This window comes from Sphingomonas sp. SP5 (genome assembly GCF_058313455.1).
Genome location: NZ_JBZFLF010000002.1, coordinates 59,836 through 85,001 on the forward strand (window position 1 = coordinate 59,836; position 25,166 = coordinate 85,001).

A 25,166-nucleotide genomic window follows, 5' to 3' on the forward strand; every position below is an offset into this window, starting at 1 on the left:
TGCGGCGCTGCGATGCCATTATCCTTTCCGATCGGTTCCGCTCGCTTGTGCGCGCTGCCGCGGCCGCCTAGACGCGCCGCACATGCTCCCCTCGCTCGCCACGATCGACACCTGGATCTTCGATCTCGACAATACGCTCTATCCCGCGCGTGCTAATCTGTTTGCGCGCATCGACGAGCGGATGACCGCCTATGTCGCGCGCCGGCTGGGCCTCGCCCGGGATGCCGCACGTGCCTTGCAAAAAGACTATTTCCACCGCCACGGCACGACGCTGACCGGGTTGATGGCCGATCACGGCGTCGATCCGCACGAATTCCTCGCCGACGTCCACGATGTCGAGATGGACGTGCTGGAGGCGGACGCGCCGCTCGCCGCCGCGATCGCGCAGCTGCCGGGGCGCAAGCTGGTCTTCACCAACGGCGACAAACCCTATGCGCTGCGCGTGCTCGACCGGCTGGGGCTGGGCGACCATTTCGAGGCGGTGCACGACATCCACGCGATGGACCTTGTCCCAAAACCGCACGCCTCGGCCTATGCCGGCCTGTGCGCGGCGTTCGGCATCGTGCCGAGTCGCGCGATCTTCTTCGAGGACATGGCGCGCAACCTCGCGCCCGCCAAGGCGATCGGCATGACCACGGTCTGGGTCGACAACGGCTCCGAACAGGGGCCGGAGGTGGCGCGCGACCATATCGATTTCACCGTCCACGACCTCGCGCCGTGGCTGCAGCACATCATGGAGGCATCATGAGCCAGGATCTCAGCACCGTCATCGACCGGGCGTGGGAGGATCGCGCCACCCTGGGCTTCGGCACCACGGGCGCGGTGCGTGATGCGGTCGAGGCGGCGCTGGCCGACCTCGACGCGGGCCGCGCGCGCGTCGCCGAGCCGGATGGCAACGGCGGCTGGCGGGTTAACCAGTGGCTCAAGAAGGCGGTGCTCTTGAGCTTCCGCCTCAACGACAACCAGGTGATGGGCGATGCCCCCTGGTTCGACAAGGTGCCGACCAAGTTCGCCGGCTGGGGCGAAGCCGAGTTCCGCGCCGCCGGCTTCCGCGCGGTGCCGGGCAGCGTCGTGCGCCGCGGCGCCTATGTCGCGCCGGGCGCGATCCTGATGCCGAGCTTCGTCAACATCGGCGCCCATGTCGGCGAAGGCACGATGGTCGACACCTGGGCGACCGTCGGCAGCTGCGCGCAGATCGGCAGGAACGTCCATCTGTCGGGCGGCGCCGGCATCGGCGGTGTGCTGGAACCGCTGCAGGCCGATCCGGTCATCATCGGCGACGGCGCCTTCATCGGCGCGCGGTCGGAGGTCGCCGAGGGCGTGCGCGTCGGCGAGGGCGCGGTGCTGTCGATGGGCGTCTATCTCGGCGCGTCGACCAAGATCATCGACCGCCAGACCGGCGAGGTCTTCAAGGGCGAGGTGCCGCCCTATGCCGTGGTCGTCCCCGGTTCGACCGGCGGCAGCGACGGCAGGCCCGGCCTCTATTGCGCGGTGATCGTCAAGCGCGTCGATGCGCAGACGCGCAGCAAGACCAGCATCAACGACCTGCTGCGGGATTGATCGGGGGCAGCCTTCCCATCAGGCCGTCATCCCGGCGAACGCCGGGATGACGTAGAATGGCACCACCGTGGCGGATTGGCCACAGCCCCGCGGAATCCGCCGCCGGCGGCGAACGAAGCGGCGGCGCATCGGTTGTCGCCGAAACGACAACGACCGGGGATCCATGACAGCTTCCTTCCGCCGCGCCGTGGCTGCCGCCTTTCTTGCCGCTGCAGCGAGCGCCACCGCCCAGGCCCAGCAGGTGGATGTCGGAGCCTCCCCGCCTGCGCCCGACGCGGCGGAGGCGGCACCCGACTCCTCGCAGGGCGACACGCAGCGTCGCCCGCGCACGCCGATCCCGCGGGCGCGCGACACCTCGCCCTCGGCGCTGATCGGCGATACCCAGAGCGCGCCGCCGCCCGGCCTGATCGGCGACTGGCAGGACATCCGCAGCCGGCTGGGCGAGCGCGGCATCGGCGTCACCGCGCGCTACGCCTCGGAAAGCGGCTACAACTTCGCCGGTGGCGACCGGCAGCTGTTCCGCGAGACGGGGCAGTTCGACGCCGGCGTGCTGCTCGACCTCGACAAGCTCGTCGGCCTGACCGGCGGCGCCTTTCAGGCGACGGTGACGTGGCGGCGCGGGCGCAACCTCACCGCGGACGCCGGCATCGATGCGCTGCAACAGGTGCAGGAGGTCTATGGCCGCGGCCAGACGGTGCGCGTCACCCAATTGTGGTACGAACAGCGCATCGGCCCCGATGTCGAGATCAAGCTGGGGCGCACCAACCCCGGCGAGGATTTCGCCGTCTTCTCCTGCCACTTCATGAACCTCAGCTTCTGCGGTGCGCAGCCCGGCAACCTCGTCGGCGATTACTGGCAGAACTGGCCGGTCGGGCAGTGGGGTGCACGCGTCCGCGTCGCGCTGCCGCAGGACCTCTACATCCAGGGCGGCGTCTACGAGATCAACCCGCGCAACCTCGACGCAGACTTCTTCGTCGCGCACTTCAAGGGCGCGACCGGGGTGCTGATCCCGGTGGAGATCGGCTGGACGCGCGGCGGCGAAGGCGCCAGCGGGCAAGGGGGCGGCAACGTCGGATCGTACAAGGTCGGCGGCTGGATCGGCACCGCCGACGGCGACGACGTGCTGCTCGACCTCAACCGCCGGCCGAGCGTGGTCACCGGGCTGGCGCCGCTCGAACACAGCAGCCGCTATGGCGTCTACGCGACGATGCAGCAGCAGCTGACCGGCACGTCCAAGGACGGCAAGGCGCTGACCGGCCTGTCGATGTTCGCCAACGTCACGCAGGCCGACCGCGCCACCTCGGTCACCGACAACCAGGTGTCGCTCGGCCTGTTCTACAAGGGGCTGGTGCCGGCGGTGCCCGGCGACGTGCTCGGCGTCGGCGTCGCCCGCACCAACGTCAACGGCCGCGCCGCCACCGCCGACCGGCTGGTTCCCGGCACGCCGGTGCGCCATGCCGAATATGCCGCGGAGGTCTATTACAGCATCCACCCCGCCGACTGGCTCGAACTGCGCCCGAACCTTCAGTACATCCACCACCCCGGTGGCATCCGCGAGGCGAACGATGTCGGCGTGCTGGGCATGAAGGCGGCGATCACGCTGTAGGCCTTGGGTACCTCATGGTAATGGAGACATCATGAGGCTCAGCAGGGTCGTCATTGCGAGCGCAGCGAAGCAATCCAGGGCGTCCTGGTCCGGCTCTGGATTGCTTCGCTGCGCTCGCAATGACGGTCTCATTTCGTGTCTTTTCGCTACGAACGGGTCAGACGGCCCGTCTGCGTGACCGCTGGTGCACGGACATTCCCGCAGGCGAAACTATGCGGTTCGGCTTCCCTTGCGAGTGAGCACCCAACAAAGCCCGTTGTGCGACTCCGCGCGTCCCTCTACACCGCTGTTATACACGTTTAACAAAGGTGCCTCGCATGTCCGACGCCAGCACGATCCTCGACCGCGTCCTCGTCCTCGAGATGGTGCGCGTCACCGAGGCGGCGGCGATCGCCGCCTCGACGCTCACCGGCCGCGGCGATGAAAAGGCCGCCGACGCCGCCGCCGTGGAGGCGATGCGGGAGGCACTGAACGGCCTCGACATCGACGGCACCGTGGTGATCGGCGAGGGCGAGCGGGACGAGGCGCCGATGCTGTTCATCGGCGAAAAGGTCGGCAGCGGCTCGGGGCCGGCGATCGACATCGCGCTCGATCCGCTCGAGGGCACGACGATCTGCGCCAAGGCGGGGCCGAACAGCCTCGCCGTCCTCGCCATCGCGGAGGCGGGCGGGCTGCTCAACGCGCCCGACGTCTATATGGACAAGATCGCGGTCGGCCCGGGTCTGCCCGCCGGCGTGATCGACCTCGACCGGTCGCCGACCGAGAACATCCACGCCATCGCCGCAGCGAAGGGCGTGAAGGCGAACGAGATCATCGCCTGCGTCCTCGATCGGCCGCGGCACGAGGCGCTGATCGCCGAGCTGCGCTCATTGGGCGTCGGCGTGATGCTGATCGGCGACGGCGACGTCGCGGGCGTGATCGCCACCGCCGATCCCGATACGACGATCGACGTCTACATGGGCTCGGGCGGCGCGCCGGAGGGCGTACTCGCCTGCGCCGCGCTGCGCTGCGTCGGCGGCCAGTTCAAGGGCCGGCTGCTGTTCCGCAACGACGACGAGCGCGCCCGCGCCCGCAAATGGGGCATCGCCGACCTCGACAAGCAATACGACCTGGAGGAACTGGCCAAGGGCGACTGCATCTTCGCGGCGACCGGCGTCACCGACGGCTCGCTGCTGGAAGGGGTCAAGCGCCGCAAGGGCAAGATGACCACCGAAAGCGTGGTGATGCGCGCCTCGACCGGCACGGTGCGCTGGGTGAAGGGCGAACACCGCACGGCGTGAGGGGGTGGGCTGGCCGGCTTCCTTCCATACTCCGTCATCCCCGCGGAGGCGAAACCTCTGCGAAAGCCGCATCGCTCGCCTCATTCGGTTCGTCTCCCCGGACTTGGTCCGGGGTCCACCGGGCGGCAGGCGCATCGATGCGATGTTCGATCCGTGTGCTTGCGGATCAGTGGACCCCGGAACACGTCCGGGGTGACTGGGGATGTTTAGCCATGCTCGTCGCCATCCTCCTCGTCCTGACGCTCGGCTACCAGATCGCGCTGCTGCGCCGAGGGCGGATGTTCGCGCGTCTGCGGATCGGCTTCCGCGCACGCCACCTGCGCTGGGCGAGCGCCCTGTGGCTCGGCTATGGCGTGCCGGCGCTGCTCGGATTGCTGGTGCTGCAACGGCTCGGCGGCATCGGTCGGCTGCCGGCCGAGTTCCTGCCGCTCGCCTGGGCGCTCGGCGTGCCGCCGGGGGCGATCGGGATCGAGCTGGTCGCGATCGGCCTTGGCGCGGGCAGCCTGCTCGGCCTTCTCCTCACCTGGTGGCGGGCGCGGCGGGGCAAGGCGCCGTGGACCGCGGGCGATGCGCGCAGCATCATGCCGACGAGCGATGCCGACCTGTGGCCCGCCGCCGCGCTGGCGCTGTCGGCGGGAGTGGCGGAGGAGCTGTTCTACCGGCTCTACCTGCCACTGCTGGTCGCGCTCGCTTGCCAATCCGGGCTGGCCGGCGTGCTGGTCGGCACCGCCGCCTTCGCCGCGATGCACCGCTATCAGGGCTGGCTGGGCATGCTGGCGACCTTCGTCGGTGGCGGTCTGCTGAGCGCGCTCTACATGGGCAGCGGCGCGCTATGGCTGCCGATGGCGGTGCATGCGCTGGTCGACCTCAACGCGCTGGTATTGCGGCCGGCGCTCGCCGCCCGCGTCAGGACTTCAGCCGCCAGCCGCTCTTGAAGATCCAGGCGATGATGCCGAGGCACACAGCGAGGAAGCCCAATGTCACGCCCAGGCTGATCGCGATGTCGACATCGCCCTTGCCGAAGAAGCTCCAGCGGAAGCCGCTGACGAGGTAGACGACCGGATTGAACAGGCTGACCGTCCGCCACGGCTGGGGCAGCATGTCGATCGAATAGAAGCTGCCACCCAGGAAGGTCAGCGGCGTGATGAGCAGCATCGGAACGAAGTTCAATTGTTCGAAACTCTTGGCCCAGATGCCGAGGATGAAGCCGAACAGGCTGAACGCCACGGCGGTGAGCAGCAGAAAGGCGATCATCGCGCCCGGATGCTCCACACGGATCGGCACGAAGAAGGCGGAGGTCGCGAGGATGATGACGCCCAGCACCACCGATTTGGTGGCCGCCGCACCGACATAGCCGAGCACCATCTCCATCGCCGAAACGGGCGCCGACAGCAGTTCGAAGATCGTGCCGGTGAACTTGGGAAAATAGATGCCGATCGAGGCATTGCCGACGCTCTGGGTCAGCAGCGACAGCATGATGAGTCCGGGCACGATGAAGCTGCCATAGCCGACGCCGTCCACCGTCTGCATGCGGCTGCCGATCGCGCCGCCGAAGACGATGAAATAGAGGCTGGTGGTCAGCACCGGCGCCACGAGGCTCTGCCAGAGCGTGCGCAAAGCACGAGCCATTTCAAAGCGATAGATCGCCCATACCCCGTGCAGGTTCATGCGGGTGCCCCCTGGCGAAAAGTCACAAAAGTCACACCCACGCAGGTGCCGTCGGCGCTCATGCCCGCTCCCCCACAAGGTCGACGAAGATATCCTCGAGGCTGGACTTGGACGTTTCGAGGTCCTTGAACGCGATGTCGCGCGCGGCGAGTTCGCGTAAGAGCGACGGGATGCCGGTATGCTCTTCGGTTGCGTCGAAGACGTAGCGCAGCGTCCGGCCCTCGTTCTGCAAGCTGAGGTGCCAGCGTTCGAACCCGTCCGGCACCGCGTCCAGCGGCTCGACCAGCGAAAGGTCGAGTTCGCGCTTGCCGAGCTTCTTCATCAGCGCGGTCTTCTCCTCGACCAGCAGCAGCCGGCCCTTGTCGATGACGCCGACGCGGTCGGCCATCTCCTCGGCCTCCTCGATATAATGCGTCGTCAGGATGATGGTGGTGCCGCGTTCGCGCAGGCCATGCACCAGCTTCCACATGTCGCGGCGCAGCGCGACGTCGACACCCGCGGTCGGTTCGTCGAGGAACAGGATCTCGGGCTCGTGGCTGAGCGCCTTGGCGATCAGCACGCGGCGCTTCATGCCGCCCGACAGTTCCATGATCTTGGCGTCGCGCTTGTCCCACAGCGACAGGTCGCGCAGCACCTGCTCGATATAGGCGCTGTGCCCCGATCGCCCGAACAGCCGGCGCGAGAAGGTGACGGTGGCGAGCACCGTTTCGAACATGTCGACGGATAATTCCTGCGGCACCAGCCCGATCCGCCGCCGCGCCGCCTTGTAGTCGGCAAGCGCGTCGTGGCCGGCGACCCGAATCGTGCCGGTGGAGGGCGTGACGATGCCGCAGATGATGCTGATGAGCGTCGTCTTGCCGGCGCCATTGGGGCCGAGCAGCGCGAAGATCTCGCCCTTGTCGATGGTGAGGTCGACGCCGTGCAGCGCGGTGAAGCCGCCCTTATAGGTCTTGGACACGCCGGCCACGGCGAGGATCGGTTCCGGCATTGGGTCCCCCTGATTGCCCGCGAAGATAGGGTGAGGGGGGCGGGGGTTAAAGGGGTGAAGGGGAAGCGGCTCCTCTCCCCTCCGTCATCCCCGCGAAGGCGGGGATCCATACTGGCTGCCGCTTCGGCTTCATCATTCGCCGTCGTGATTATGGATCCCCGCCTGCGCGGGGATGACGAAGGGGTTGTTGGGATCGCTCCCCGTCATCCCGGCGAACGCCGGGATCCATGGACCCGAGCGGTTGCTGATTCGGTGCTGTCAGCTGCCGAGCGCCTCCATGGGTCCCGGCGTTCGCCGGGATGACGAAGGGATGTGTTGACGGAGGGGCTGGGATGAGGCGGGAGCTAGAATATCCCCAGGAACTTCTTGCGCTGTTCCTTCTTCTCGCCGGCATCCGCCTTGCCGTTCTCTTGCTTGGCGGTCGTCCCCCGGCCGACGTCGTCGCGCGGTTTGCCCTTGGTGGTGCGCTGTGCCGCGGCGGTGGCGCCGGCCAGCACCGGGCCGCACGCCGCCGACTTGGCATCGCCGACATCGACGAAGGCGAGCACGCCCGCCACCGGCGTCGCCACCACCGCGAGGCCCAGCCCGACGCCGGCACGGCCGAGCAGCTGGTCGCTGATGACGTCGAGCTTAGGCGCCGCGAAATAGCCCTGGATGCCGACCGGCGACTGGCCGGAGAACAGGCTGAATTTCTTGCCGTCGGCACGGAAGGCGAGGTCGATCGCCTCGGTCTTGAAGCTGAAGCCGCCACGGCCGAGGATGACGTTCTTGGTCGTGTCGATCAGGATCGGGTCCGCCGCGGCGATGCCGTTGCGCACGGTGAAGCCGATCAGGCCGCAGTTGATCTCCACCGGCTTCTTCAACTTGTCCTCGAACATCTTCTGCACGAAGGTGCCGATGTCGAGTTCGGCGAGCTGGACGTTGCGCGTCCACAATTGCCCCTGCGGCATGACGAAGGCGATGCGGCCGTGCGCGGTGCTGAGCGAATCGTGGATCGAATCGCCGCGCCCTTCCAGCTTGATCCGGCCCTTGATCGTGCCGGTCGTCCCCGCCTCCGCGACGCCATAGCCGGCCAGCAGCCGCCCCATCGGCGTCGGCGACAGGCGGATATCGTAGCTGTCCGCCGCCGGCCGCCGGCGCGTGTCGAAGATCACGTCGGACGCGACATTGCCGCGCGCCATCGCAAAGGTGAGCGGCGACAGCGCCAGCCGCCCGCGATCGAGGTCCAGTGTCAGGTGGATATCGCTGATCGGCAGGTTGCGCGAGCGCACCCGGCCGATCCGCCATGTGAGGTCGGCGTCGAAGCGCTGCATCGTCGCGATCGGCAAGGCGGCGTCGGGCAGGATGCGCTGCGGCGCGGCGCCGGTCGCGGCGGCGGCGGCGACCGCGCCCCTGGCGGCGACGATATCGGGATTGTAGCCGATGAAGGGGGCGGCATCGACGATATCGAGCGTCTTCGTCACGAGCTGCGAATCGAGGTGCAGCCGATCGCCGTTGGTGATCGTCAGCGTGCCCGCCACGTCGCTCTCGCCGACCGTGCCGCTCATCCGCGTGAAGCGATAGACCTGCCCCTGCTGCACCAGCTGCGCCTTCAGCCGGTAGTCGCGCGTATTGGGAATGACGACGCCGATGATGGCGAGCAGTTCGGACAGGTTGCGCCCGCGCGCGCGGGTCTGCAGCGGCACGCCCTCGATGCCGGCGATCGAGGGCAGCGTGCCCGATACGTCGACGACGTTGTGCGCCGCCCAGGCGCGCAGCACCAGTTCGTTCCGGCCGCGGTTGACGGTGGCGTCGGGGGCGAGCAGCCGCGCGGCGACGCGGAACGGCGTGCCGCGGATCGTGCCGTCGCCGGTGACGCCCACCGCCTTGCCGATCCGCGCGTCGGTCGAGCGGATGTCGTCGACCTTGAGGTCGGCGAGCAGCTGCATGCGTGGATCGCGATAGCGGACGGTGGTGCCGCGCACGGTGGCGGTGTCGATGCGCGGGAAGTCGAGCGGCTTGCCGCCCTTCTTGTCGCTGAACGTCCAGGTGTTGGCGGTGTGGGCGGCGTTCCATTCCAGGTCGACCGCGCCGTTCGCGAGATCGAGCCAGTAGAGGCGGCGCTTGCCCCACAGCAGCGACAGCGGCGCGATCCGCGTGTCGATCCGCTCCGCCTGGAAGAGGTAGGGCCGCGTCGCCCAGTCGGGATTGGCGATGCTCATGCGCTCGGCGAGGAACTTGATGCGGAGCGGCGCGAAATAGAGCTGGAAGTCGCCGTCGACGCGCACCGCGCGATGCGTCTGGCCGCCGACGAATCGCTCGAAGGGATGTTTGAGGAAGCGGCCCTTGGTGATGTAGAGCACCAGCCAGATCGCCACGATCAGGCCGAGCAGCGCCAGCGCGACGTTGCGCGCGATCCGCCACGCACTGCGGCGGCGTGGGGGCGGGGCGGCGGCGGTGGTCGGCGTCTCCATCACGGGTGAAGCGCGTGCGGCTCGTTCCGGTTCCGCATCGGTTGCGTTTGGCCCGGTTGCGTTTCGCGCGGCACGGCGCTAAGGGGCGCGCTTCCCGAGCGAGGTGCTTATGGACGGCCCGGCCATCAAGGGCTGCCGCGGCCGTTTTTGCCCTGCTCAAGCGAAAGGACCAAAATGCCCAAGCTCAAGACCAAGAGCGGCGTCAAGAAGCGCTTCAAGCTCACTGCCAGCGGCCTGTTGAAGCACGGCGTCGCCGGCAAGCGCCACCGCCTGATTTCGCACAACAGCAAGTACATCCGCCAGAACCGCGGCACCAAGGTGCTGTCGAAGGCCGACACCGCGACGGTGAAGGCCTGGGCGCCGTACGGCCTCAAGTAAGGAGATCAGGACATGGCACGCGTCAAGCGGGGCGTAACCACCCGCGCCAAGCACAAGAACATCCTGTCTCAGGCGAAGGGCTATTACGGCCGTCGCAAGAACACGATCCGCATCGCCCGCCAGGCCGTCGAAAAGGCCGGCCAGTATGCCTACCGCGACCGCAAGGTGAAGAAGCGGACCTTCCGCGGCCTGTGGATCCAGCGCATCAACGCCGGCGTCCGCGCCGAGGGCCTGACCTATTCGCAGTTCATGCACGGCCTGAAGCTCGCCGGCGTCGACCTCGACCGGAAGGTCCTGGCCGACATCGCGATGCACGAGGCCGCGGCATTCTCCGCGATCGTCGTCCAGGCGAAGGCGGCACTGCCCCAGGCCGCGTAAGCGCCTGCGCGAGTGCTGGAATGGGGGCGCCGGTGGAGACACCGGCGCCCTTTTTCGTGTTCGCGGCCCGTCCCTTCCTCATCCCCGCGCGGGCTTGGATGACGAGGTATCGGGGCACCATCGTTTCTTGCCACCACCCCGTCATCCCCGCGCAGGCGGGGATCCATAAGCACTGCCGTTCATGATAGAACCGCACATCCGGCGACTATGGATCCCCGCCTGCGCGGGGATGACGGGGTGGGGATGTGGAGGGGAGCGCGATTGGAACGGCAGCCGTGCGTCTACATCCTTGCGAGCGGCCGGCACGGAACGCTCTACGTCGGCGTCACGTCCAACCTCATCGGCCGTCTGATTCAGCATCGCGAAGGATTGATCCCGGGGTTCACCTCCCGCTACGGCATCCACCGTCTGGTCTGGTATGACGTGGCGGATACCATGGAGGCTGCGATCCGGCGGGAGAAGCAGCTCAAGAAGTGGAACCGCGACTGGAAGCTGCGCCTGATCGAAGACGCCAACCCCGGTTGGGATGATCTGGCGACGGGCCTCGGCCTGGCGCCGTAACGGAAGAGCGACACGTGACCGAAGACCTCGACACCCTCAGCGACCGCCTGCTCGGCGCGATCCGATCCGCCGACGGGCTCGACGCACTCGAAGCGGTGCGGGTCGAGGCGCTGGGCAAGCAGGGCAGCGTCACCGCGCTGCTCAAGACGCTGGGCAAGATGACGCCCGACGAACGCCAGGCGCAAGGACCGCGGATCAACGGGCTGCGCGAGGCGGTCGCCGCGGGCATCGCGGCGCGCAAAGCCGACCTCGAACGCGCCGCGCTCGATGCGCGTCTGGCCGGTGAGACGCTGGACATGACGCTGCCGGCCGAGGCGCCGCTCGCCGGCACCGTCCATCCGGTCGCCCAGGTGATGGACGAACTCGCCGAGATCTTCGCCGACCTGGGCTTCGCCGTCGCGACCGGGCCGGAGATCGAGACTGACTGGCACAATTTCACCGCGCTCAATATCCCGGCGACGCATCCGGCGCGCGCGATGCACGACACCTTTTACCTCCAGCAGGGCATCGATGCGAAGGCGGCGGGCGAGGCGGACGAGCGCGCCACCTTCTCCTTGCTGCGCACCCATACCTCGCCGGTGCAGATCCGCACGATGCTGGAGGCGAAGCCGCCGATCCGCATCATCGCCCCGGGCCGCACCTATCGATCGGACAGCGACGCCACCCACACGCCGATGTTCCATCAGGTCGAGGGGCTGGTGATCGACAAGGGGATCACGCTCGGCCACCTCAAATGGACGCTGGAGACGTTCCTGAAGGCGTTCTTCGAGCGCGACGACATCGTGCTGCGCCTGCGCCCGAGCTATTTCCCGTTCACCGAGCCGTCGGCGGAGGTCGACGTCGGCTATACGATCGAGAAGGGCAAGCGCGTGATCGGCGGGTCAGGCGGTGGCTGGATGGAGGTGCTGGGGTCCGGCATGGTCCATCCCAAGGTGATCGCCGCCTGCGGCCTCGATCCCGAGGAATGGCAGGGCTTCGCCTTCGGCTGCGGCATCGACCGGCTCGCCATGCTGAAATACGGCATGGACGATCTGCGCGCCTTCTTCGACGGCGATATCCGCTGGTTGAAGCATTACGGCTTCTCCGCGCTGGACGTGCCGACGCTGTCGGGCGGCGTCGGGGCGATGGGCTGACCCGTGCCTCCATCCGTCATCCCGGCGCACGCCGGGATCCACGGATAGGGGTGCAGGTGATGAGGACACGTACCGCCCGCCCGATAGCGGCCCGTGTCCATGGGTCCCGGCCTTCGCCGGGATGACGATGACAGTGGAATGAGCGCATGAAATTCACCCTCTCCTGGCTCCGCGAGCATCTCGACACCGATGCCGGCCTCGATGCGATCCTCGATGCGCTGACCCGCATCGGGCTGGAGGTGGAGGGCGTGCACAATCCCGGCGACGCCCTGCGCGCCTTCCGCGTCGCCCGCGTGCTGACCGCGGAGCGTCACCCGCAGGCGGACAAGCTGCAGGTACTGAGCGTCGATGCGGGCGCCGGTATCGGAAATGGGGGCCCGTTGCAGGTCGTCTGCGGCGCGCCCAATGCGCGCGCCGGCCTCGTCGGCGTGTTCGGGCCGCCGGGCGCCTATGTGCCGGGGCTCGACGTGACGCTGAAGGTGGCGAGCATCCGCGGCGCCGAATCGAACGGCATGATGTGCTCGACGCGCGAGCTGGAGCTGGGCGAGGATCACGACGGGATCATCGAACTGCCCGCCGATGCGCCGGTCGGCACGCCTTTCCCGGACTATGCCGGGCTCGACGATGCGGTGATCGACGTCAGCATCACCCCCAATCGCCAGGATTGCATGGGCGTGCGCGGCATCGCGCGCGATCTCGCCGCGGCCGGCCTCGGCACGCTCGTGCCGCTGACGGTGCCCGAGGTGGCGGGCGAGGGCGCCGGCCCCGACGTGCGGATCGAGGATGCGGCGGGCTGCCCCGCCTTCTACGCGCAGGCGGTATCCGGCCTCACCAACGGCGAGGCGCCGGACTGGATGCGGCAGCGGCTGACCGCGATCGGGCAGAAGCCGATCTCGACCCTGGTCGACATCACCAATTACATGACCGTCGATCTCGGCCGACCGCTGCACGTCTACGACCGCGCCACGCTGTCCGGCGCGCTCGTCGCCCGCGGCGCGCGCGAGGGGGAGACGATCGCGGCGCTGAACGGCAGGACCTACACGCTGCGCGACGGCATGACCGTCATCGCCGACGATGCCCGCGTCCACGACATCGGCGGCATCATGGGCGGCGAACATTCGGGCGTCACCGCCGGGACGACCGACGTGGTCATCGAATGCGCCTATTTCGATCCGGACGCGATCGCCCGCACCGGCCAGGCGCTCAGCCTGACCAGCGACGCGCGCCAGCGATTCGAGCGCGGCGTCGATCCCGCCTTCCTTGACGACGGGCTCGCCATCGCGACCTTCCTCGTCCAGCATTATTGCGGCGGCACCGCCAGCGGCGTCACCCGCGCCGGCGAGCCGCCGCTGGCGCCACGCTGCTATGCCTACGATCCCGCCAAGGCGGAGACGCTGGGCGGGCTCGCCGTGCCGGCTGACCGCCAGCGCGCCATCCTCGAATCGCTGGGCTTCGGCGTCGCCGATGACTGGACGGTCACCGTGCCGACGTGGCGCCGCGACGTGGACGGCGCCGCCGACCTCGTCGAGGAAGTGATCCGTATCGAGGGGATCGACAAGGTCGCGCCGGTGCCCCTGCCGCGCGCGCCCGGCGTCGCCCGCCCGACCGCGACGCCGGACCAGATGCTGGAACGCCGCGTCCGTCGCGCCGCCGCCGCCCGCGGGCTCGACGAAGCGGTGACGTGGAGCTTCGTCTCCGAGGCGCAGGCCGCGCCCTTCGGCGGCGGCGCCTGGAGCCTCGCCAATCCGATCAGCGAAGACCTGAAGGTCATGCGCCCGTCGCTGCTCGCCGGCCTGCTCGCGGCGACCGCGCGCAATCTGAAGCGCGGCGTCACCGCGGTGCGGCTGTTCGAGATCGGCCGCCGCTACCTCGCCGATGGCGAGCATCCGACGCTCGGCCTCGTCCTCGCCGGCAACCGCCGCGACCGCGGCTGGCGCGAGGGCAAGGCGGCGGGCTTCGACGCCTATGATGCCAAGGCGGAGGCGCTGGCGCTGCTCGCCGCGGCGGGCGCGCCGGTCGACAATCTGCAGGTGATGGGCGAGGCCGGAGACGCCTGGCACCCCGGCCAGAGCGGCACGTTGCGGCTGGGGCCGAAGACGATCCTCGCACGCTTCGGCATGCTGCATCCGACCTTGCTCAAGGCGTTCGACCTGGATGGCGCCGTGGCGGCGGTGGAGGTGTATCTGGATGCGCTGCCGGCCAAACGGGGATCGAAGGCCGGCGGCGGCTTCATGCGCGCCGCCTTCGCGCCGCCGGCGCTGCAATCGGTGCGGCGCGACTTCGCCTTCCTGGTGCCCGTCACGCTCGGCGCCGACGCGCTGGTCCGCGCGGTGCGCAGCGCCGACAAGGCGGCGATCGTCGGCGCCCGCGTGTTCGACGTGTTCACCGGCGCGGGCGTGGAGGACGGCCACAAGTCGGTCGCCGTCGAGGTGACGCTGCAACCCGCCGACAAGAGCTTCACCGACGAGATGCTGAAGGCGATCGCCGACAAGGTGGTCGCCGCGGCGGCCAAGCAAGGCGCGGTGCTGCGGGGCTGACGTCGTCCGCGCTGAAAATCCTCCCTCGCGTGAGCGGGGGATGGGAACGCGCTAGTCCTCCCTCGCGCAGCGGGGGAGGGGGACCGCGGCCGAAGGCCGTGGTGGAAGGGGCGTCTCCGCAAGCACGCCGTTCGCAGCTTACCTCCCCCTCCGTCACCGCTACGCGGCGCCACCTCCCCCTGGCGGGGGAGGAGCGAGGCAGTCCTCCCTCGCGCAGCGGGGGAGGGGGACCGCGGCCGAAGGCCGTGGTGGAGGGGGCGTTTCCGCAAGCGCGCCGTTCGAAGCTGACCTCCCCCTCCGTCACCGCTACGCGGCGCCACCTCCCCCTGGCGGGGGAGGAACGAGGCAGTCCTCCCTCGCGCAGCGGGGGAGGGGGACCGCGGCCGAAGGCCGTGGTGGAGGGGGCGCTTCCGCAAGCACGCCGTTCGCAGCTTACCTCCCCCTCCGTCACCGCTACGCGGCGCCACCTCCCCCTGGCGGAGAAGGAGCGGGCAAGTCCTCCTTCGCGTCAGAGGGAAGGGGGAAAGGCCGTAGTTACACCTTCGCCGAATAGATCATCCGGCCCGGCCCGAGCAGCGCGAAGACGTCCGACAGGTCGCCTTCGCCGACCGCGAAGCAGCCCTGGCTGCGGCCGAGCATGCCGTGGCTGCGCAGCATGTCGCGGTTCGCGTACCACGCCGAATGGACCACGATCGCCCGCGCCAGCGCATTGTCGTTGGTCGGGTCGAGGCCGACCAGCCGCTGCGAGCGGCCGTGCTTGCCGACGTAATAATCCGCGGTGACGAACGAGCCTTCCGACGATGCGTTGGAATTGGGCTCGTTGGAGAAGCGCTTCAGGAATCCGGTGTGCGCGGGGTCCGATCCGCTGCCGTGCGCGACCAGGAACGAGCGGCTCTTGCCCGACACCAGGTCGATGAGGTGGAAGCGCGCTTCGGAGGACGGCGCCGCCATGTCGGCGATCGCGATCCGGTCGCGCTGGGCGACGCGGCTGCCATGGCCCTGCAACGCGGCGAGCGCCTGGCGCATCAGGTCGGGGCGGACGACCCGCGGCGAGGTGATCGGCCGCGCGGCGACCATCGGGCGGGGAGCAGGCAGCGGTGGCTCGGCGATCGGCCGCAGATCCTGCTGGGTCAGCCGGCGGGTGGCCGCCGACACCGCGCCCGGCACCGCCAGCGTTGCCGCCAGCACCAGGCCATTCTTCAGCAATGCGCGCCGGTCACGTACGCTATCGTGCTCAATTTGCATCGAAATTTCATCAGCCCCGAAGTTTCCCGCTGCACACCATATAGCAGCTTCGGACATAAATTTCCTTAAGGACGCCCGCCGACTGGCGTTCCGGTTGCACGGTTGGCCGCGACTCGCGCCCGGCCGGTCGCTCTGCCGCGAGGGCACGAACCGCGGAGTCGCGCGTTAACGCAGGTGAAGGGGACGGACGGACGAGAAGGACGATGACGACATGACGCGACGGTTCAATCGGGCACTGAACCTGGCTTTCCTCATCGCCGGTGCCGCGGGTCTCGCCATCGCGCCGGCGCCCGCGCTGGCCGCCACCGATGCGCTGGCACCCGAGGTCACGACGCTCGCGCCCAACCGCTATCTGTGGAAGGACGATGCCTCGCTGGAACCGGTCAGCATCGTCATCTCGATCCCGGATCAAAAGGCCTATGTCTACCGCGGTCCGACGCTGATCGCCGCCTCCACCGTGTCGACGGGCAAGGACGGCAAGGACACGCCGCTCGGCACGTTCACCATCCTGCAGAAATCCGAAAAGCACAAAAGCAACCTTTACGACAGCGCGCCCATGCCGTTCATGCAGCGGCTGACCTGGGACGGCGTCGCGATCCATGCGGGCATGAACCCCGGTTTTCCCGCCTCGCACGGCTGCATCCGCGTGCCGACCGAGTTCGCCAGGAAGCTGTTCGGCGTGACGAGCAAGGGCACGCCGGTGCTGGTCACCGATGCGTCGGCAGCCGAGGGCTGGGTGCCGCCGACGCCCTATGACGCGCAGGCGATGCAGGTCGAAACCGCCGATGCCAACGCGCAGGCGCTGGAGACGGCGTCGCGGTGATGCGGGCGTAGCGCACTCATCCGCATGCCGCTTGCGGTACTTCCTTCGGCACAGCACAAGGGCCGTCATGACCGATCTCGTAACCATCCGCTCCGCCGGCCTTTCGGCGGCGATCAACCCGTTCGGCGCGGAGCTGACGCATCTGCGCGATGCCGATGGCCGCGAGCTGATGACCGATGCCGATCCCGCCTTCTGGACCGGGCATGCGCCGATCCTCTTTCCGGTGATCGGCATGACCTATGGCGAGACGATCCGGGTGGATGGCGAACGCTACCCGATGAAGAAGCATGGTTTCGCCCGCCACAGCCGCTTCGACGTCGCCGCCGTGGCGGACGACAGCGTCACCTTCGTCCTCACCGACAGCGAGGAGACGCGGGCCTCCTATCCCTTCGCCTTCCGGCTGTCGCTCACCTATACGCTGGAGGACGCGACGCTGCGGGTCGAGGCGCGGATCGAGAATCCTGCGGACGTATCGTTGCCGGCGAGCTTCGGCTTCCATCCCGCCTTCGCCTGGCCGCTGCCCTATGGCGAGGATCGCACCGCGCACCGCATCCTGTTCGACGCCGAAGAGCCCGATGCGCTGCGCACCATCGCCGCCGACGGCACGATCGCGGCGGCGGAACGGCCCTCGCCGTTGCAGGGGCGCGAACTCGCGTTGCGCGACGACCTGTTCACCGCGGACGCGCTGGTGTGGGATCACGTCCGGTCGCAGGGCGTCACCTATGGCGCGGCCACCGGGCCGCAACTGCGCATCACCTTTCCCGATACGCCCAAGCTCGGCGTGTGGACCAAGCCGGGCGCGGCCTTCATCTGTATCGAGCCCTGGCACGGCATCGCCGATCCGGAGGGCTATACCGGCGCGTTCCGCGACAAGCCCGGCATCTTCGAGGTGCCGGCCGGCGGTGAAAAGCGCATCGCGCTGCAAGTGACGCTGGAGGCTTGAGCCTCTATGCCGACGCTTCCCTATGCCGTCATCCCCGCGCAGGCGGGGATCCATAATCACGCCGGGTGCCGCAGGAGCCGAAGGGGTATCCACTATGGATCCCCGCCTGCGCGGGGATGACGGTGCGGTTCCTGTGCGCGGTCCGCAAACATCTGTCCTACGGCGCGCAAATCTGCCAATGGGCGCGCATGACCAACGTCCGCTGCACCTCGTCGCTCATCCGGCGGGCGAACCGCGGCGGGCGATTCCAGCCCCGACGTAGTGTCAACTTCGCCAACTTCCGCGCCGCTCGCCCGAGTCGCGCGCCTTTTGGATATCGCCGCCCGTGACCTCGCCCCGCCGCACTTTCGCGATCATCTCCCACCCCGACGCCGGCAAGACGACGCTGACCGAGAAGCTGCTGTATTTCGGCGGCGCGATCCACCTCGCCGGCGAGGTGAAGGCGCGCGGGGCGAACCGGCGCGCGCGATCCGACTGGATGAAGATCGAGCAGCAGCGCGGCATCTCCGTCACCTCGTCGGTGATGACGTTCGAACGGGACGGCATCACCTTCAACCTGCTCGACACGCCGGGCCACGAGGACTTTTCGGAAGACACCTACCGCACGCTGACCGCGGTCGATTCGGCGGTGATGGTGATCGACGCCGCCAAGGGCATCGAGCCGCAGACGCGCAAATTGTTCGAGGTCTGCCGCCTGCGCTCCGTGCCGATCATCACCTTCGTCAACAAGGTCGATCGCGAAGGCCGCCCGGTGTTCGAGCTGCTCGACGAGATCGCCGACATGCTGGCGCTGGACGTCGCGCCGATGAGCTGGCCGGTCGGCATGGGCGGCGAATTCGAAGGCGTGCTCGACCTCACCACCAACCGCATCAGCCGGCCGGAGGGCGACAGCCGCGCCTTCCACGGCAAGACGGAGGCGGACCCGCAGCTGTCGGACCGCTGGGCCGAAGAGATCGAGCTGGCGCAGGCCGGCTATGCCGCGTTCGATGCCGAGGCGTATCGCAACGGCGACCTGACGCCGGTGTATTTCGGCTCCGCATTGAAGGACTTCGGCGTCGCCGAGCTGATCGGTGCGCTCGCCGAGCATGCGCCGCCGCCGCGCCCGCAGCCCGCCGAGCCGGCGCCGGTCGCGCCCGAGAACGACGAGGTCACCGGCTTCGTCTTCAAGGTGCAGGCGAACATGGATCCCAACCACCGCGACCGCATCGCCTTCATGCGGCTGTGTTCGGGGACGTTCAAGCGCGGCATGAAGCTGACCCCCACGGGCCACGGCAAGCCGATCGCGGTGCATTCGCCGATCCTGTTCTTCGCGCAGAACCGCGAAGTGGCGGACGAGGCGTTTCCCGGCGACATCATCGGCATCCCCAACCACGGCACGCTGCGCGTCGGCGACACGCTGTCGGAGCGCGCCGACGTGCGCTTCACCGGCCTGCCCAATTTCGCGCCCGAGATCCTGCGCCGTGTGGCGCTCAAGGACCCGACCAAGACCAAGCAGCTGCGCAAGGCGCTCGACGACATGGCCGAGGAGGGGGTGACGCAGGTCTTCTACCCGGAGATCGGCTCCAACTGGATCATCGGCGTCGTCGGCCAGCTGCAACTCGAGGTGCTGCTCAGCCGGCTGGAGGTGGAATACAAGGTCGCCGCCGGGCTGGAGCCGGCGCCGTTCGAGACGGCGCGCTGGATCTCGGCGGAGAACCCGTCCGACCTCAAGGACTTCGCCGACCTCAACCGCGCGGCGATGGCCAAGGACCGCGACGGCAACCCGGTGTTCCTGGCGAAGAGCGCGTGGGAGGTCGGCTATATCGCCGATCGCTACAGCAAGGTTCGCTTCGCCGCGACGCGCGAGCGGTAGCGGCAGCCTCCACCGTCATCCCGGCGAACGCCGGGATCCATGGTGGCGAGTGGCTGGCGGTGGCGCGTCGACGCCGATGGCGCGCTGTCCATGGATCCCGGCGTGCGCCGGGATGACGGTGTGGAGATGCTAATAAGTCCGCTCTTTCTCAGCCCACCCAATCGCGCCTCAGCGGCCGCACCGCGAGCAGCATCAGCGCCGCCGCGACCAGGTAGAAGCCCAGCGCATAGGTCGTCGCATAGCGCAGCGCGTCGTCGCCATGCACCGCGGTCATCGCGTCCGACAGCCGGCCCATCACCAGCGATCCCAGCCCAAGGCCGATCAGATTGTTGATGAACAGGAAGCTCGCCGAGGCGGTGGCGCGCATCGGCGGCGGCACCAGATGCTGGACCGCGGTCGTCACCGGCCCCAGCCACAGGATGTTGAGCCCGTTGGGGATCAGGAACAGGAACCAAGACAGCGTCGCCGATCCGCTGGTGAGGCCGGCGGCGAACAGCGGCACCGTCACCAGCCAGGCGATCGCCGGCAGCCGGGCATAGACGCCGCGATCCGCCGCGCCGAGCCTGTCGGCGAGCCAGCCGCCGGCGAACACGCCGATCGTGCCGCCGATCAGCAGCAGCGATCCGACATATTGCGAGGCGGTGAGCAGCGTGAAGCCGAACGAACGGATCAGCACCGACGGTATCCAGAAGGCGAGGCCATAGCCACACAGCGAACTGAACGATGCGGCGAAGCTCATCAGCCAGAAGCTGCGCTTGGCAGCGAGGATGCCGAACACCGCCCACACCGACACCCGTTCGGCCTTTGCCACCGCGGCAGGGTCGAACAGCCCGCGCGGCGGCTCCTTCACGATCAGGCGGAATATCGGCGCCAGCACCACGCCGGCAAGGCCGACCGCGGTGAACGCCCAGCGCCAGTCGACCGCGCTCGCCAGCAGCCCGCCGAGCAGCGCCCCGGCCGCCAAGCCGACGGGGATGCCGAGCGAATAGATCGACAGCGCCCGGCCGCGCTGCTGCGGCGGGAAATAGTCGGCGATCATCGCATAGGACGGCGCCACGCCGCCCGCTTCGCCAACGCCCACGCCGAGCCGGAACAGGAAGAATTGCCAGAAGCCGGTGGCGAGCCCGCACAAGGCGGTAAAGGCGCTCCAGATGCCCAGGCTGATGGTGATGACCCAGCTGCGGCTGGTGCGGTCGGCGATCAGCGCCAGGGGAATGGCCAACGTCGAATAGAGCAGCGCGAAGGCGAGGCCGCCGAGCAGGCCCAGCTGCGTATCGCTGAGGTGCAGCTCCGCCTTGATCGGCTGGGCGAGGATGCCGAGGATCTGCCGGTCGAGGAAGTTGAACGTGTAGACGACGAGCAGCATCGCCAGCACGAGCGCGCGGTAGCGGGGGGAGGGGGCGGGAGTGGTCACGTCGCTCTTGCCTTTCGCTTGCCAGGTGCGGCCATCACTGTGTGCCACCGGCCCCATACCGTCATCCCCCCTGCGCAGGATGACGATCATCTGGTTCTTCGCGTCCTTGGTGTGGCGCGCTTCAACCTCATCCGTTCGCCCCGAGCCTGTCGAAGGGCACCGTGCCGCAAACGTACGGCCTGTGGCAGCCCTTCGACAGGCTCCGGGCAAACGGAACAGGGTGGGCCGGTTTACCGATCGATACGCTAGAACTTCGCCCCGAGGCTGAGGAACACCTGCCGCGGATTGCCGTAGAAGGCGGTAGCGACGCCTTCCCTGCCCAGCGTCGGCGTGTAGCCGCCTGCCGCGGTCAGGATCGGCACGCCCGCGATCGTGCTGTTGATATACTGGTAGCCGCTGGTCTTGTAATGCTTGTCGGTCAGGTTCTTGCCGTACACGCCGATCGAATAGCGCCGCCCCTCGCCAAAGGCATAGGTGATGCCGGCGTCGAGCAGGGTATAGCCCGGCTGGTCGAGGAAGGGGCTCGCCGTCTCGAACTGGTGCGTGAGGCTGCGGTAGGAGACGGTGGAATTGGCGGTGACGAGCCCGCCGGCGACCGGCACGTTCCCGGTCAGCGTGCCGGACGCGGTCCATTTCGGCGTGTTCTGGAAGACGCGGACGTTGGCGACGTCCACCCCGGTCGGGCCGATGAAGCGGCGGTAGCGCGCATCGATATAGCCGAGCGTGCCGTTGAGCGCGACCGACGAACCCGCCCCGGCGAAATCGCGCGCCAGGATGGCGGTGCTCTCCAGCTCGACGCCCTTGATCCGCGCCTTGGCCGCGTTGGTGGTGATGCCGCAGAAGCTTTGGACGCCGTTCTGCAGGCAGCCGACCGACCCCGGTACCTGTACGTCGGTATAGTTCGAGTAGAAGCCGGCCAGTGCCCAGGTCAGCCGATGGTCGAACGCGGCGCCCTTGTAGCCGGCTTCGTAGCTGGTCACCGTCTCCGGGCGGAACAGCAGGTAATTGTAGATGTCCTGATAAGTGCGACCCGCGGCAGGATTGCTGATCGGGGCCGAGGTGCCCGAGCCGCGCGGATCGAAGCCGCCGCCCTTGAACCCTTCGGCATAGGACACATACAGCAGGTGATCCTCCGCCGGCTTGAAGCTCAGCGACGCACGCGGGGTGAAGCGCTTGAAGTTCGCCTTGCCGCGGAAGTCGGTCGCCGGTGCGCCGAACGGCACCGGGGTGCCGCCGAATTCAGAAGTGAGGCCGATGTAGTTCGCCTTGAACACGTAGGACTGGCGCTCATCCCACGTATAGCGGCCGCCGAGCGACAGGCTGAACTGCGACGTGAAGTCGAAGGTGAAGTCGCCATAGACCGACGAGGTTTCGGTGCGCACGTCGCCCGCGGTATAGGCATCGAAGCCGGGCAGGGTGGTGGACAGCAGCACGCCGAAGCCGGTCAATGCCTTGGCGCCCAGATAATAATAGCCGACGAGGCCGTTCAGCCTGTCCGAGCTGTAGAGCAGCTGGAATTCCTGACTGGTCTGTTCGTTGCGGTAGATCGCGGGCACGTCGACGTCGACCGCGGGCAGGGCATCGAAATCGATCGGCGTGAAGCTGTCGTCCTTGCGCCACGCGCTGATGCTGCGCAGCGTCAGGTGGTCGCTCAGCTGCGCATTGGCGGTCATCGACAGGCCGCCGGCCTTGATGTCCTGCCTGGGGAAGGTCAGCCCGGCGCGCGTGTCGAACACGTCGGTGAGCACCGGCGCGCCCGACAGGAGGCCGGGGATCAACCGATGGCCGTTGCGCGGGTTGCTCCGGTCGTGGGTGTAATCGCCGGTGATGCGCACGAACAGCCGCGTGTCGGGCGATTCGAATTCCACCGTGCCGCGTGCCGCCCAGATATCCTTGTTGTAATTGTCGATGTTGAGGTTGGTGTTGCGCCCGAAGCCGCCGCGGCTGAGCCGCGCGCCGGCGACGCCCAGCTTGATGAGGTCGCCGATCGGCGCCGACAGAGCGACGATGCCGTCGGCCTGGTCGTACGAGCCGTAATTGGCCTTTACCCGCACCTCGGGATCGTCGGGCAGCCGCTTGGTGACATATTTCACCGCGCCGCCGATCGTGTTGCGGCCGTAGAGCGTGCCCTGCGGCCCGCGCAGCACCTCGATCCGGTCGACATCGTAGATATCCAGGGCGGCTGCCTGCGGACGGTTGAGGTAGACATCGTCGAGATAGATGCCGACACCCGATTCGAAGCCCGGCACCGGATCCTGCTGGCCGACGCCGCGGATGAAGGCGGCGAGCGTCGAATTGGTGCCGCGCGCCGCCTTCAGCGTCGTGTTGGGCGTGACGTTCTGCAGGTCGGTGAGGTCCACCGCGCCGATCTTGTCCAGCTTGTCCGCGGAAAAGGCGGTGACCGCGATCGGCACGCTCAGCAGCGTCTCTGCGCGGCGGCGCGCGGTGACGACGATATCGCCGCTATCCTCGACCGGCGTGTCGCTGGTGTTGGGCGTGGTCTGCGCCGCCGCAGCGCCATCGCGGCTGTCGCTCGCGGTATCGGTGGGTGCGACCTGCGCGGCGGCCGGCATGGCGAGCAGCGCCGCCGCGGCCGCACCGAGCATCAGGAACGTGGACGTGCGCGCCTTCATGGACTTCATCCCCTCTGTCACGGCGCCGTCCGGTAGACCCGGGTTGTACGCCTGTCGGGAAGGCTATAGTGAAACCTGAACCAGGATTCAACTTGGGATGTGAGGGGAGGCGGCGATGACGGGCGCACAGGGGCAGGACGCGACCGGGAGCGACGACGCGATGGCCGCAAAGGCGCCGCGGACGGCGCGCGGCCGCAAGACGCTGCGCGCGCTGCTCGACGCGGCGGCACTGGAATTCGGCGAGCGCGGCTTTCACGATGCGTCGATCAGCGCGATCACGCGGCGCGCCGGCGTGGCGCTGGGCAGCTTCTACACCTATTTCGATTCGAAGGACGCGGTGTTCCGCGCGCTCGTCACCGATCTTTCCGCCCAGGTGCGCGATCATGTTGCGCCGGCGATCCAGGCGGCAGACGACGGCATCGCGGCCGAGCGGGCGGGCCTTGCCCAGTTCATCGGCTTCGTGCGGCGGCACAAGGAGATCTATCGTATCATCGATGAGGCCGAATTCGTCGATGTCGAAAGCTTCCGCCGCCATTATGCCTCGACCGCGGAGCGGATCGAGGCGCGGCTGACCGCGGCCGCGGCGCGCGGCGAGGTCCGCGGCGACGTATCGGACGTGCATGCCTGGGCGATCATGGGCATGAACGTGTTCCTCGGCCTGCGCTACGGCGTGTGGGATGAGGATCGCGGCGTGGATGACGTCGCCGACAGCGCGGCGAGCCTGTTGCGCGACGGCTTGGCGCCGCGCGGGCGCGATGGCGCCGACGGCGGGCGGTGATCGAGGCGGCGGACGGCGTGAGTCTCACCGTGCTTCGACAGGCTCAGCACGAACGGATTTTAGAGACAATCATCCGCCCGATTAGGTTTCAGGAGGACGATCCGCATCGCGCGTGACGCGACTTGCGCGAAACGTCGGGCCGCCAGTGCCAACGCCGGCAAGCCGCCATGCCGCCGTCAGTCGGCGCGTTCGTCCGTGCGCAGGGCTTGCGCCAGGCGGTTGCGGATGGCGATCAGCGCGGCGGTGCCTGCGTCGCCGTCATCGGGAGCGGCGGTTTCGGTGAGCAGCAATTGCTGCACGCCGCGCACGGTATAGCCCTTGCGGTTCAGCAGGTCGTCGATGCGGCGGACGAGCGCGACATCCTCCGGCCGGTAATAGCGCCGGTTGCCGGCGCGGGTCACGGGTCGCAGCTGGGGAAAGCGCGTTTCCCAATAGCGCAGGATGTGCTGGGGTAGGCCGGTTTCCGCCGACACCTCCCCGATCGTCCGGAACGCGCCGTCCGCCTTCACCGTGCCAGGCGGCATGCGGCTCAGCTAGGGGCGACGATGCGTTCGCGCATCATCTGGCTGGCGCGGAACGTCAGCACGCGGCGCGGTGCGATCGGTACTTCGATGCCCGTCTTGGGATTGCGTCCGATCCGCTCGCCCTTGTCGCGCAGCACGAACGTGCCGAATCCGGAGATCTTGACGTTCTCGCCGCGCGCCAGTGCATCGCACATTTCGCCCAGAATCTGTTCGACGATCTTGGCCGAGTCGCTGCGCGACAGCCCGATTTGCCGGTGCAAAGCCTCTGAAAGATCGGCCCGCGTCAACGTGCCGGCGGTAGTCATCAACACGCTTGCCCCACTCCACTCGCTAAAAAGCCCGTGCACAGGATACACCAGATGAAACGTGTCAGAAAGTGACTTTTCCGTTACCATGCTCAAAATGGGCTTTA

General features: G+C 68.3%; 22 protein-coding genes. 14 read left to right on the top strand and 8 right to left on the bottom strand.

The window, feature by feature from the left end:
- Positions 1-82: 82 nt before the first annotated feature.
- The 5 genes from AC4GY7_RS04045 (at position 83) to AC4GY7_RS04065 (ending at position 5,381) form a co-directional block, all read left to right on the top strand.
- Positions 83-748: a pyrimidine 5'-nucleotidase gene (locus tag AC4GY7_RS04045; RefSeq protein ID WP_491112127.1), complete on the top strand. Its 666-nt coding sequence runs from the start codon at positions 83-85 to the stop codon at positions 746-748.
- Positions 745-1,560, top strand: coding sequence for a 2,3,4,5-tetrahydropyridine-2,6-dicarboxylate N-succinyltransferase (dapD, locus tag AC4GY7_RS04050; protein WP_491112128.1), 816 nt, complete (start codon positions 745-747; stop codon positions 1,558-1,560). Before AC4GY7_RS04045 ends, dapD begins: the two co-directional genes overlap by 4 nt.
- 163 nt (positions 1,561-1,723) lie before the next feature.
- Entirely contained in the window at positions 1,724-3,166 is a 1,443-nt protein-coding gene (locus AC4GY7_RS04055) for a carbohydrate porin (protein WP_491112129.1), read from the top strand.
- A 317-nt stretch (positions 3,167-3,483) separates the two neighbouring features.
- Positions 3,484-4,446, top strand: a complete 963-nt coding sequence (gene glpX / locus AC4GY7_RS04060) for a class II fructose-bisphosphatase (protein WP_491112130.1) — start codon at positions 3,484-3,486, stop codon at positions 4,444-4,446.
- 212 nt (positions 4,447-4,658) lie between these two features.
- Positions 4,659-5,381 (top strand): CPBP family intramembrane glutamic endopeptidase, encoded by a 723-nt coding sequence (locus AC4GY7_RS04065; RefSeq protein WP_491112131.1) that lies wholly within the window; start codon positions 4,659-4,661, stop codon positions 5,379-5,381.
- Here the strand turns inward: AC4GY7_RS04065 and AC4GY7_RS04070 are convergent.
- The 3 genes from AC4GY7_RS04070 to AC4GY7_RS04080 form a co-directional block, all read right to left on the bottom strand.
- Entirely contained in the window at positions 5,353-6,114 is a 762-nt protein-coding gene (locus AC4GY7_RS04070; RefSeq protein WP_443585325.1) for an ABC transporter permease, read from the bottom strand. The genes AC4GY7_RS04065 and AC4GY7_RS04070 overlap by 29 nt on opposite strands.
- 58 nt (positions 6,115-6,172) lie before the next feature.
- The gene (locus tag AC4GY7_RS04075; RefSeq protein ID WP_491112132.1) at positions 6,173-7,102 is read right to left on the bottom strand and encodes an ABC transporter ATP-binding protein; all 930 of its coding nucleotides are present in this window, start codon (positions 7,100-7,102) and stop codon (positions 6,173-6,175) included.
- 344 nt (positions 7,103-7,446) lie between these two features.
- Positions 7,447-9,555 (bottom strand): AsmA family protein, encoded by a 2,109-nt coding sequence (locus AC4GY7_RS04080; RefSeq protein WP_491112133.1) that lies wholly within the window; start codon positions 9,553-9,555, stop codon positions 7,447-7,449.
- 174 nt (positions 9,556-9,729) lie between these two features.
- Between AC4GY7_RS04080 and rpmI the strand changes: the two genes are divergently transcribed.
- From rpmI to pheT, 5 genes are all read left to right on the top strand, one after another.
- On the top strand, positions 9,730-9,933 hold the full coding sequence (gene rpmI, locus AC4GY7_RS04085) for a 50S ribosomal protein L35 (RefSeq protein WP_017977259.1): 204 nt from the start codon (positions 9,730-9,732) through the stop codon (positions 9,931-9,933).
- A 12-nt stretch (positions 9,934-9,945) separates the two neighbouring features.
- Positions 9,946-10,311, top strand: coding sequence for a 50S ribosomal protein L20 (rplT, locus tag AC4GY7_RS04090; RefSeq protein WP_491112134.1), 366 nt, complete (start codon positions 9,946-9,948; stop codon positions 10,309-10,311).
- Positions 10,312-10,554: 243 nt separating this feature from the next.
- Positions 10,555-10,872, top strand: a complete 318-nt coding sequence (locus AC4GY7_RS04095; protein WP_491112795.1) for a GIY-YIG nuclease family protein — start codon at positions 10,555-10,557, stop codon at positions 10,870-10,872.
- Positions 10,873-10,886: 14 nt separating this feature from the next.
- A complete protein-coding gene (gene pheS, locus AC4GY7_RS04100; RefSeq protein ID WP_443585330.1) occupies positions 10,887-12,005 on the top strand; it encodes a phenylalanine--tRNA ligase subunit alpha in 1,119 nt (372 codons plus the stop codon).
- 146 nt (positions 12,006-12,151) lie between these two features.
- Positions 12,152-14,542, top strand: coding sequence for a phenylalanine--tRNA ligase subunit beta (pheT, locus tag AC4GY7_RS04105; protein ID WP_491112135.1), 2,391 nt, complete (start codon positions 12,152-12,154; stop codon positions 14,540-14,542).
- Positions 14,543-15,076: 534 nt separating this feature from the next.
- On the opposite strand, the gene AC4GY7_RS04110 is transcribed toward pheT, so the two are convergent.
- Positions 15,077-15,787 (bottom strand): murein L,D-transpeptidase catalytic domain family protein, encoded by a 711-nt coding sequence (locus AC4GY7_RS04110; protein ID WP_491112136.1) that lies wholly within the window; start codon positions 15,785-15,787, stop codon positions 15,077-15,079.
- A 211-nt stretch (positions 15,788-15,998) separates the two neighbouring features.
- Between AC4GY7_RS04110 and AC4GY7_RS04115 the strand changes: the two genes are divergently transcribed.
- From AC4GY7_RS04115 to AC4GY7_RS04125, 3 genes are all read left to right on the top strand, one after another.
- Positions 15,999-16,610, top strand: coding sequence for a L,D-transpeptidase family protein (locus tag AC4GY7_RS04115; protein ID WP_491112137.1), 612 nt, complete (start codon positions 15,999-16,001; stop codon positions 16,608-16,610).
- A gap of 67 nt (positions 16,611-16,677) precedes the next feature.
- Positions 16,678-17,553, top strand: a complete 876-nt coding sequence (locus AC4GY7_RS04120; RefSeq protein ID WP_491112138.1) for an aldose 1-epimerase family protein — start codon at positions 16,678-16,680, stop codon at positions 17,551-17,553.
- A 325-nt stretch (positions 17,554-17,878) separates the two neighbouring features.
- Complete coding sequence (locus tag AC4GY7_RS04125) at positions 17,879-19,405, top strand: peptide chain release factor 3 (RefSeq protein ID WP_491112139.1); 1,527 nt, start codon at positions 17,879-17,881, stop codon at positions 19,403-19,405.
- A 148-nt stretch (positions 19,406-19,553) separates the two neighbouring features.
- Here the strand turns inward: AC4GY7_RS04125 and AC4GY7_RS04130 are convergent, their stop codons facing one another.
- On the bottom strand, positions 19,554-20,819 hold the full coding sequence (locus tag AC4GY7_RS04130; RefSeq protein WP_491112140.1) for a spinster family MFS transporter: 1,266 nt from the start codon (positions 20,817-20,819) through the stop codon (positions 19,554-19,556).
- 245 nt (positions 20,820-21,064) lie between these two features.
- Complete coding sequence (locus AC4GY7_RS04135) at positions 21,065-23,452, bottom strand: TonB-dependent receptor (RefSeq protein WP_491112141.1); 2,388 nt, start codon at positions 23,450-23,452, stop codon at positions 21,065-21,067.
- 115 nt (positions 23,453-23,567) lie between these two features.
- Between AC4GY7_RS04135 and AC4GY7_RS04140 the strand changes: the two genes are divergently transcribed.
- Entirely contained in the window at positions 23,568-24,230 is a 663-nt protein-coding gene (locus tag AC4GY7_RS04140; RefSeq protein ID WP_491112142.1) for a TetR/AcrR family transcriptional regulator, read from the top strand.
- Positions 24,231-24,406: 176 nt separating this feature from the next.
- Here the strand turns inward: AC4GY7_RS04140 and AC4GY7_RS04145 are convergent, their stop codons facing one another.
- Together AC4GY7_RS04145 and AC4GY7_RS04150 are read right to left on the bottom strand one after the other, a co-directional pair.
- The gene (locus AC4GY7_RS04145; RefSeq protein ID WP_443584934.1) at positions 24,407-24,754 is read right to left on the bottom strand and encodes a MerR family transcriptional regulator; all 348 of its coding nucleotides are present in this window, start codon (positions 24,752-24,754) and stop codon (positions 24,407-24,409) included.
- 5 nt (positions 24,755-24,759) lie between these two features.
- The gene (locus AC4GY7_RS04150; RefSeq protein WP_443585172.1) at positions 24,760-25,059 is read right to left on the bottom strand and encodes an integration host factor subunit alpha; all 300 of its coding nucleotides are present in this window, start codon (positions 25,057-25,059) and stop codon (positions 24,760-24,762) included.
- Between the last annotated feature and the right edge of the window lie 107 nt (positions 25,060-25,166).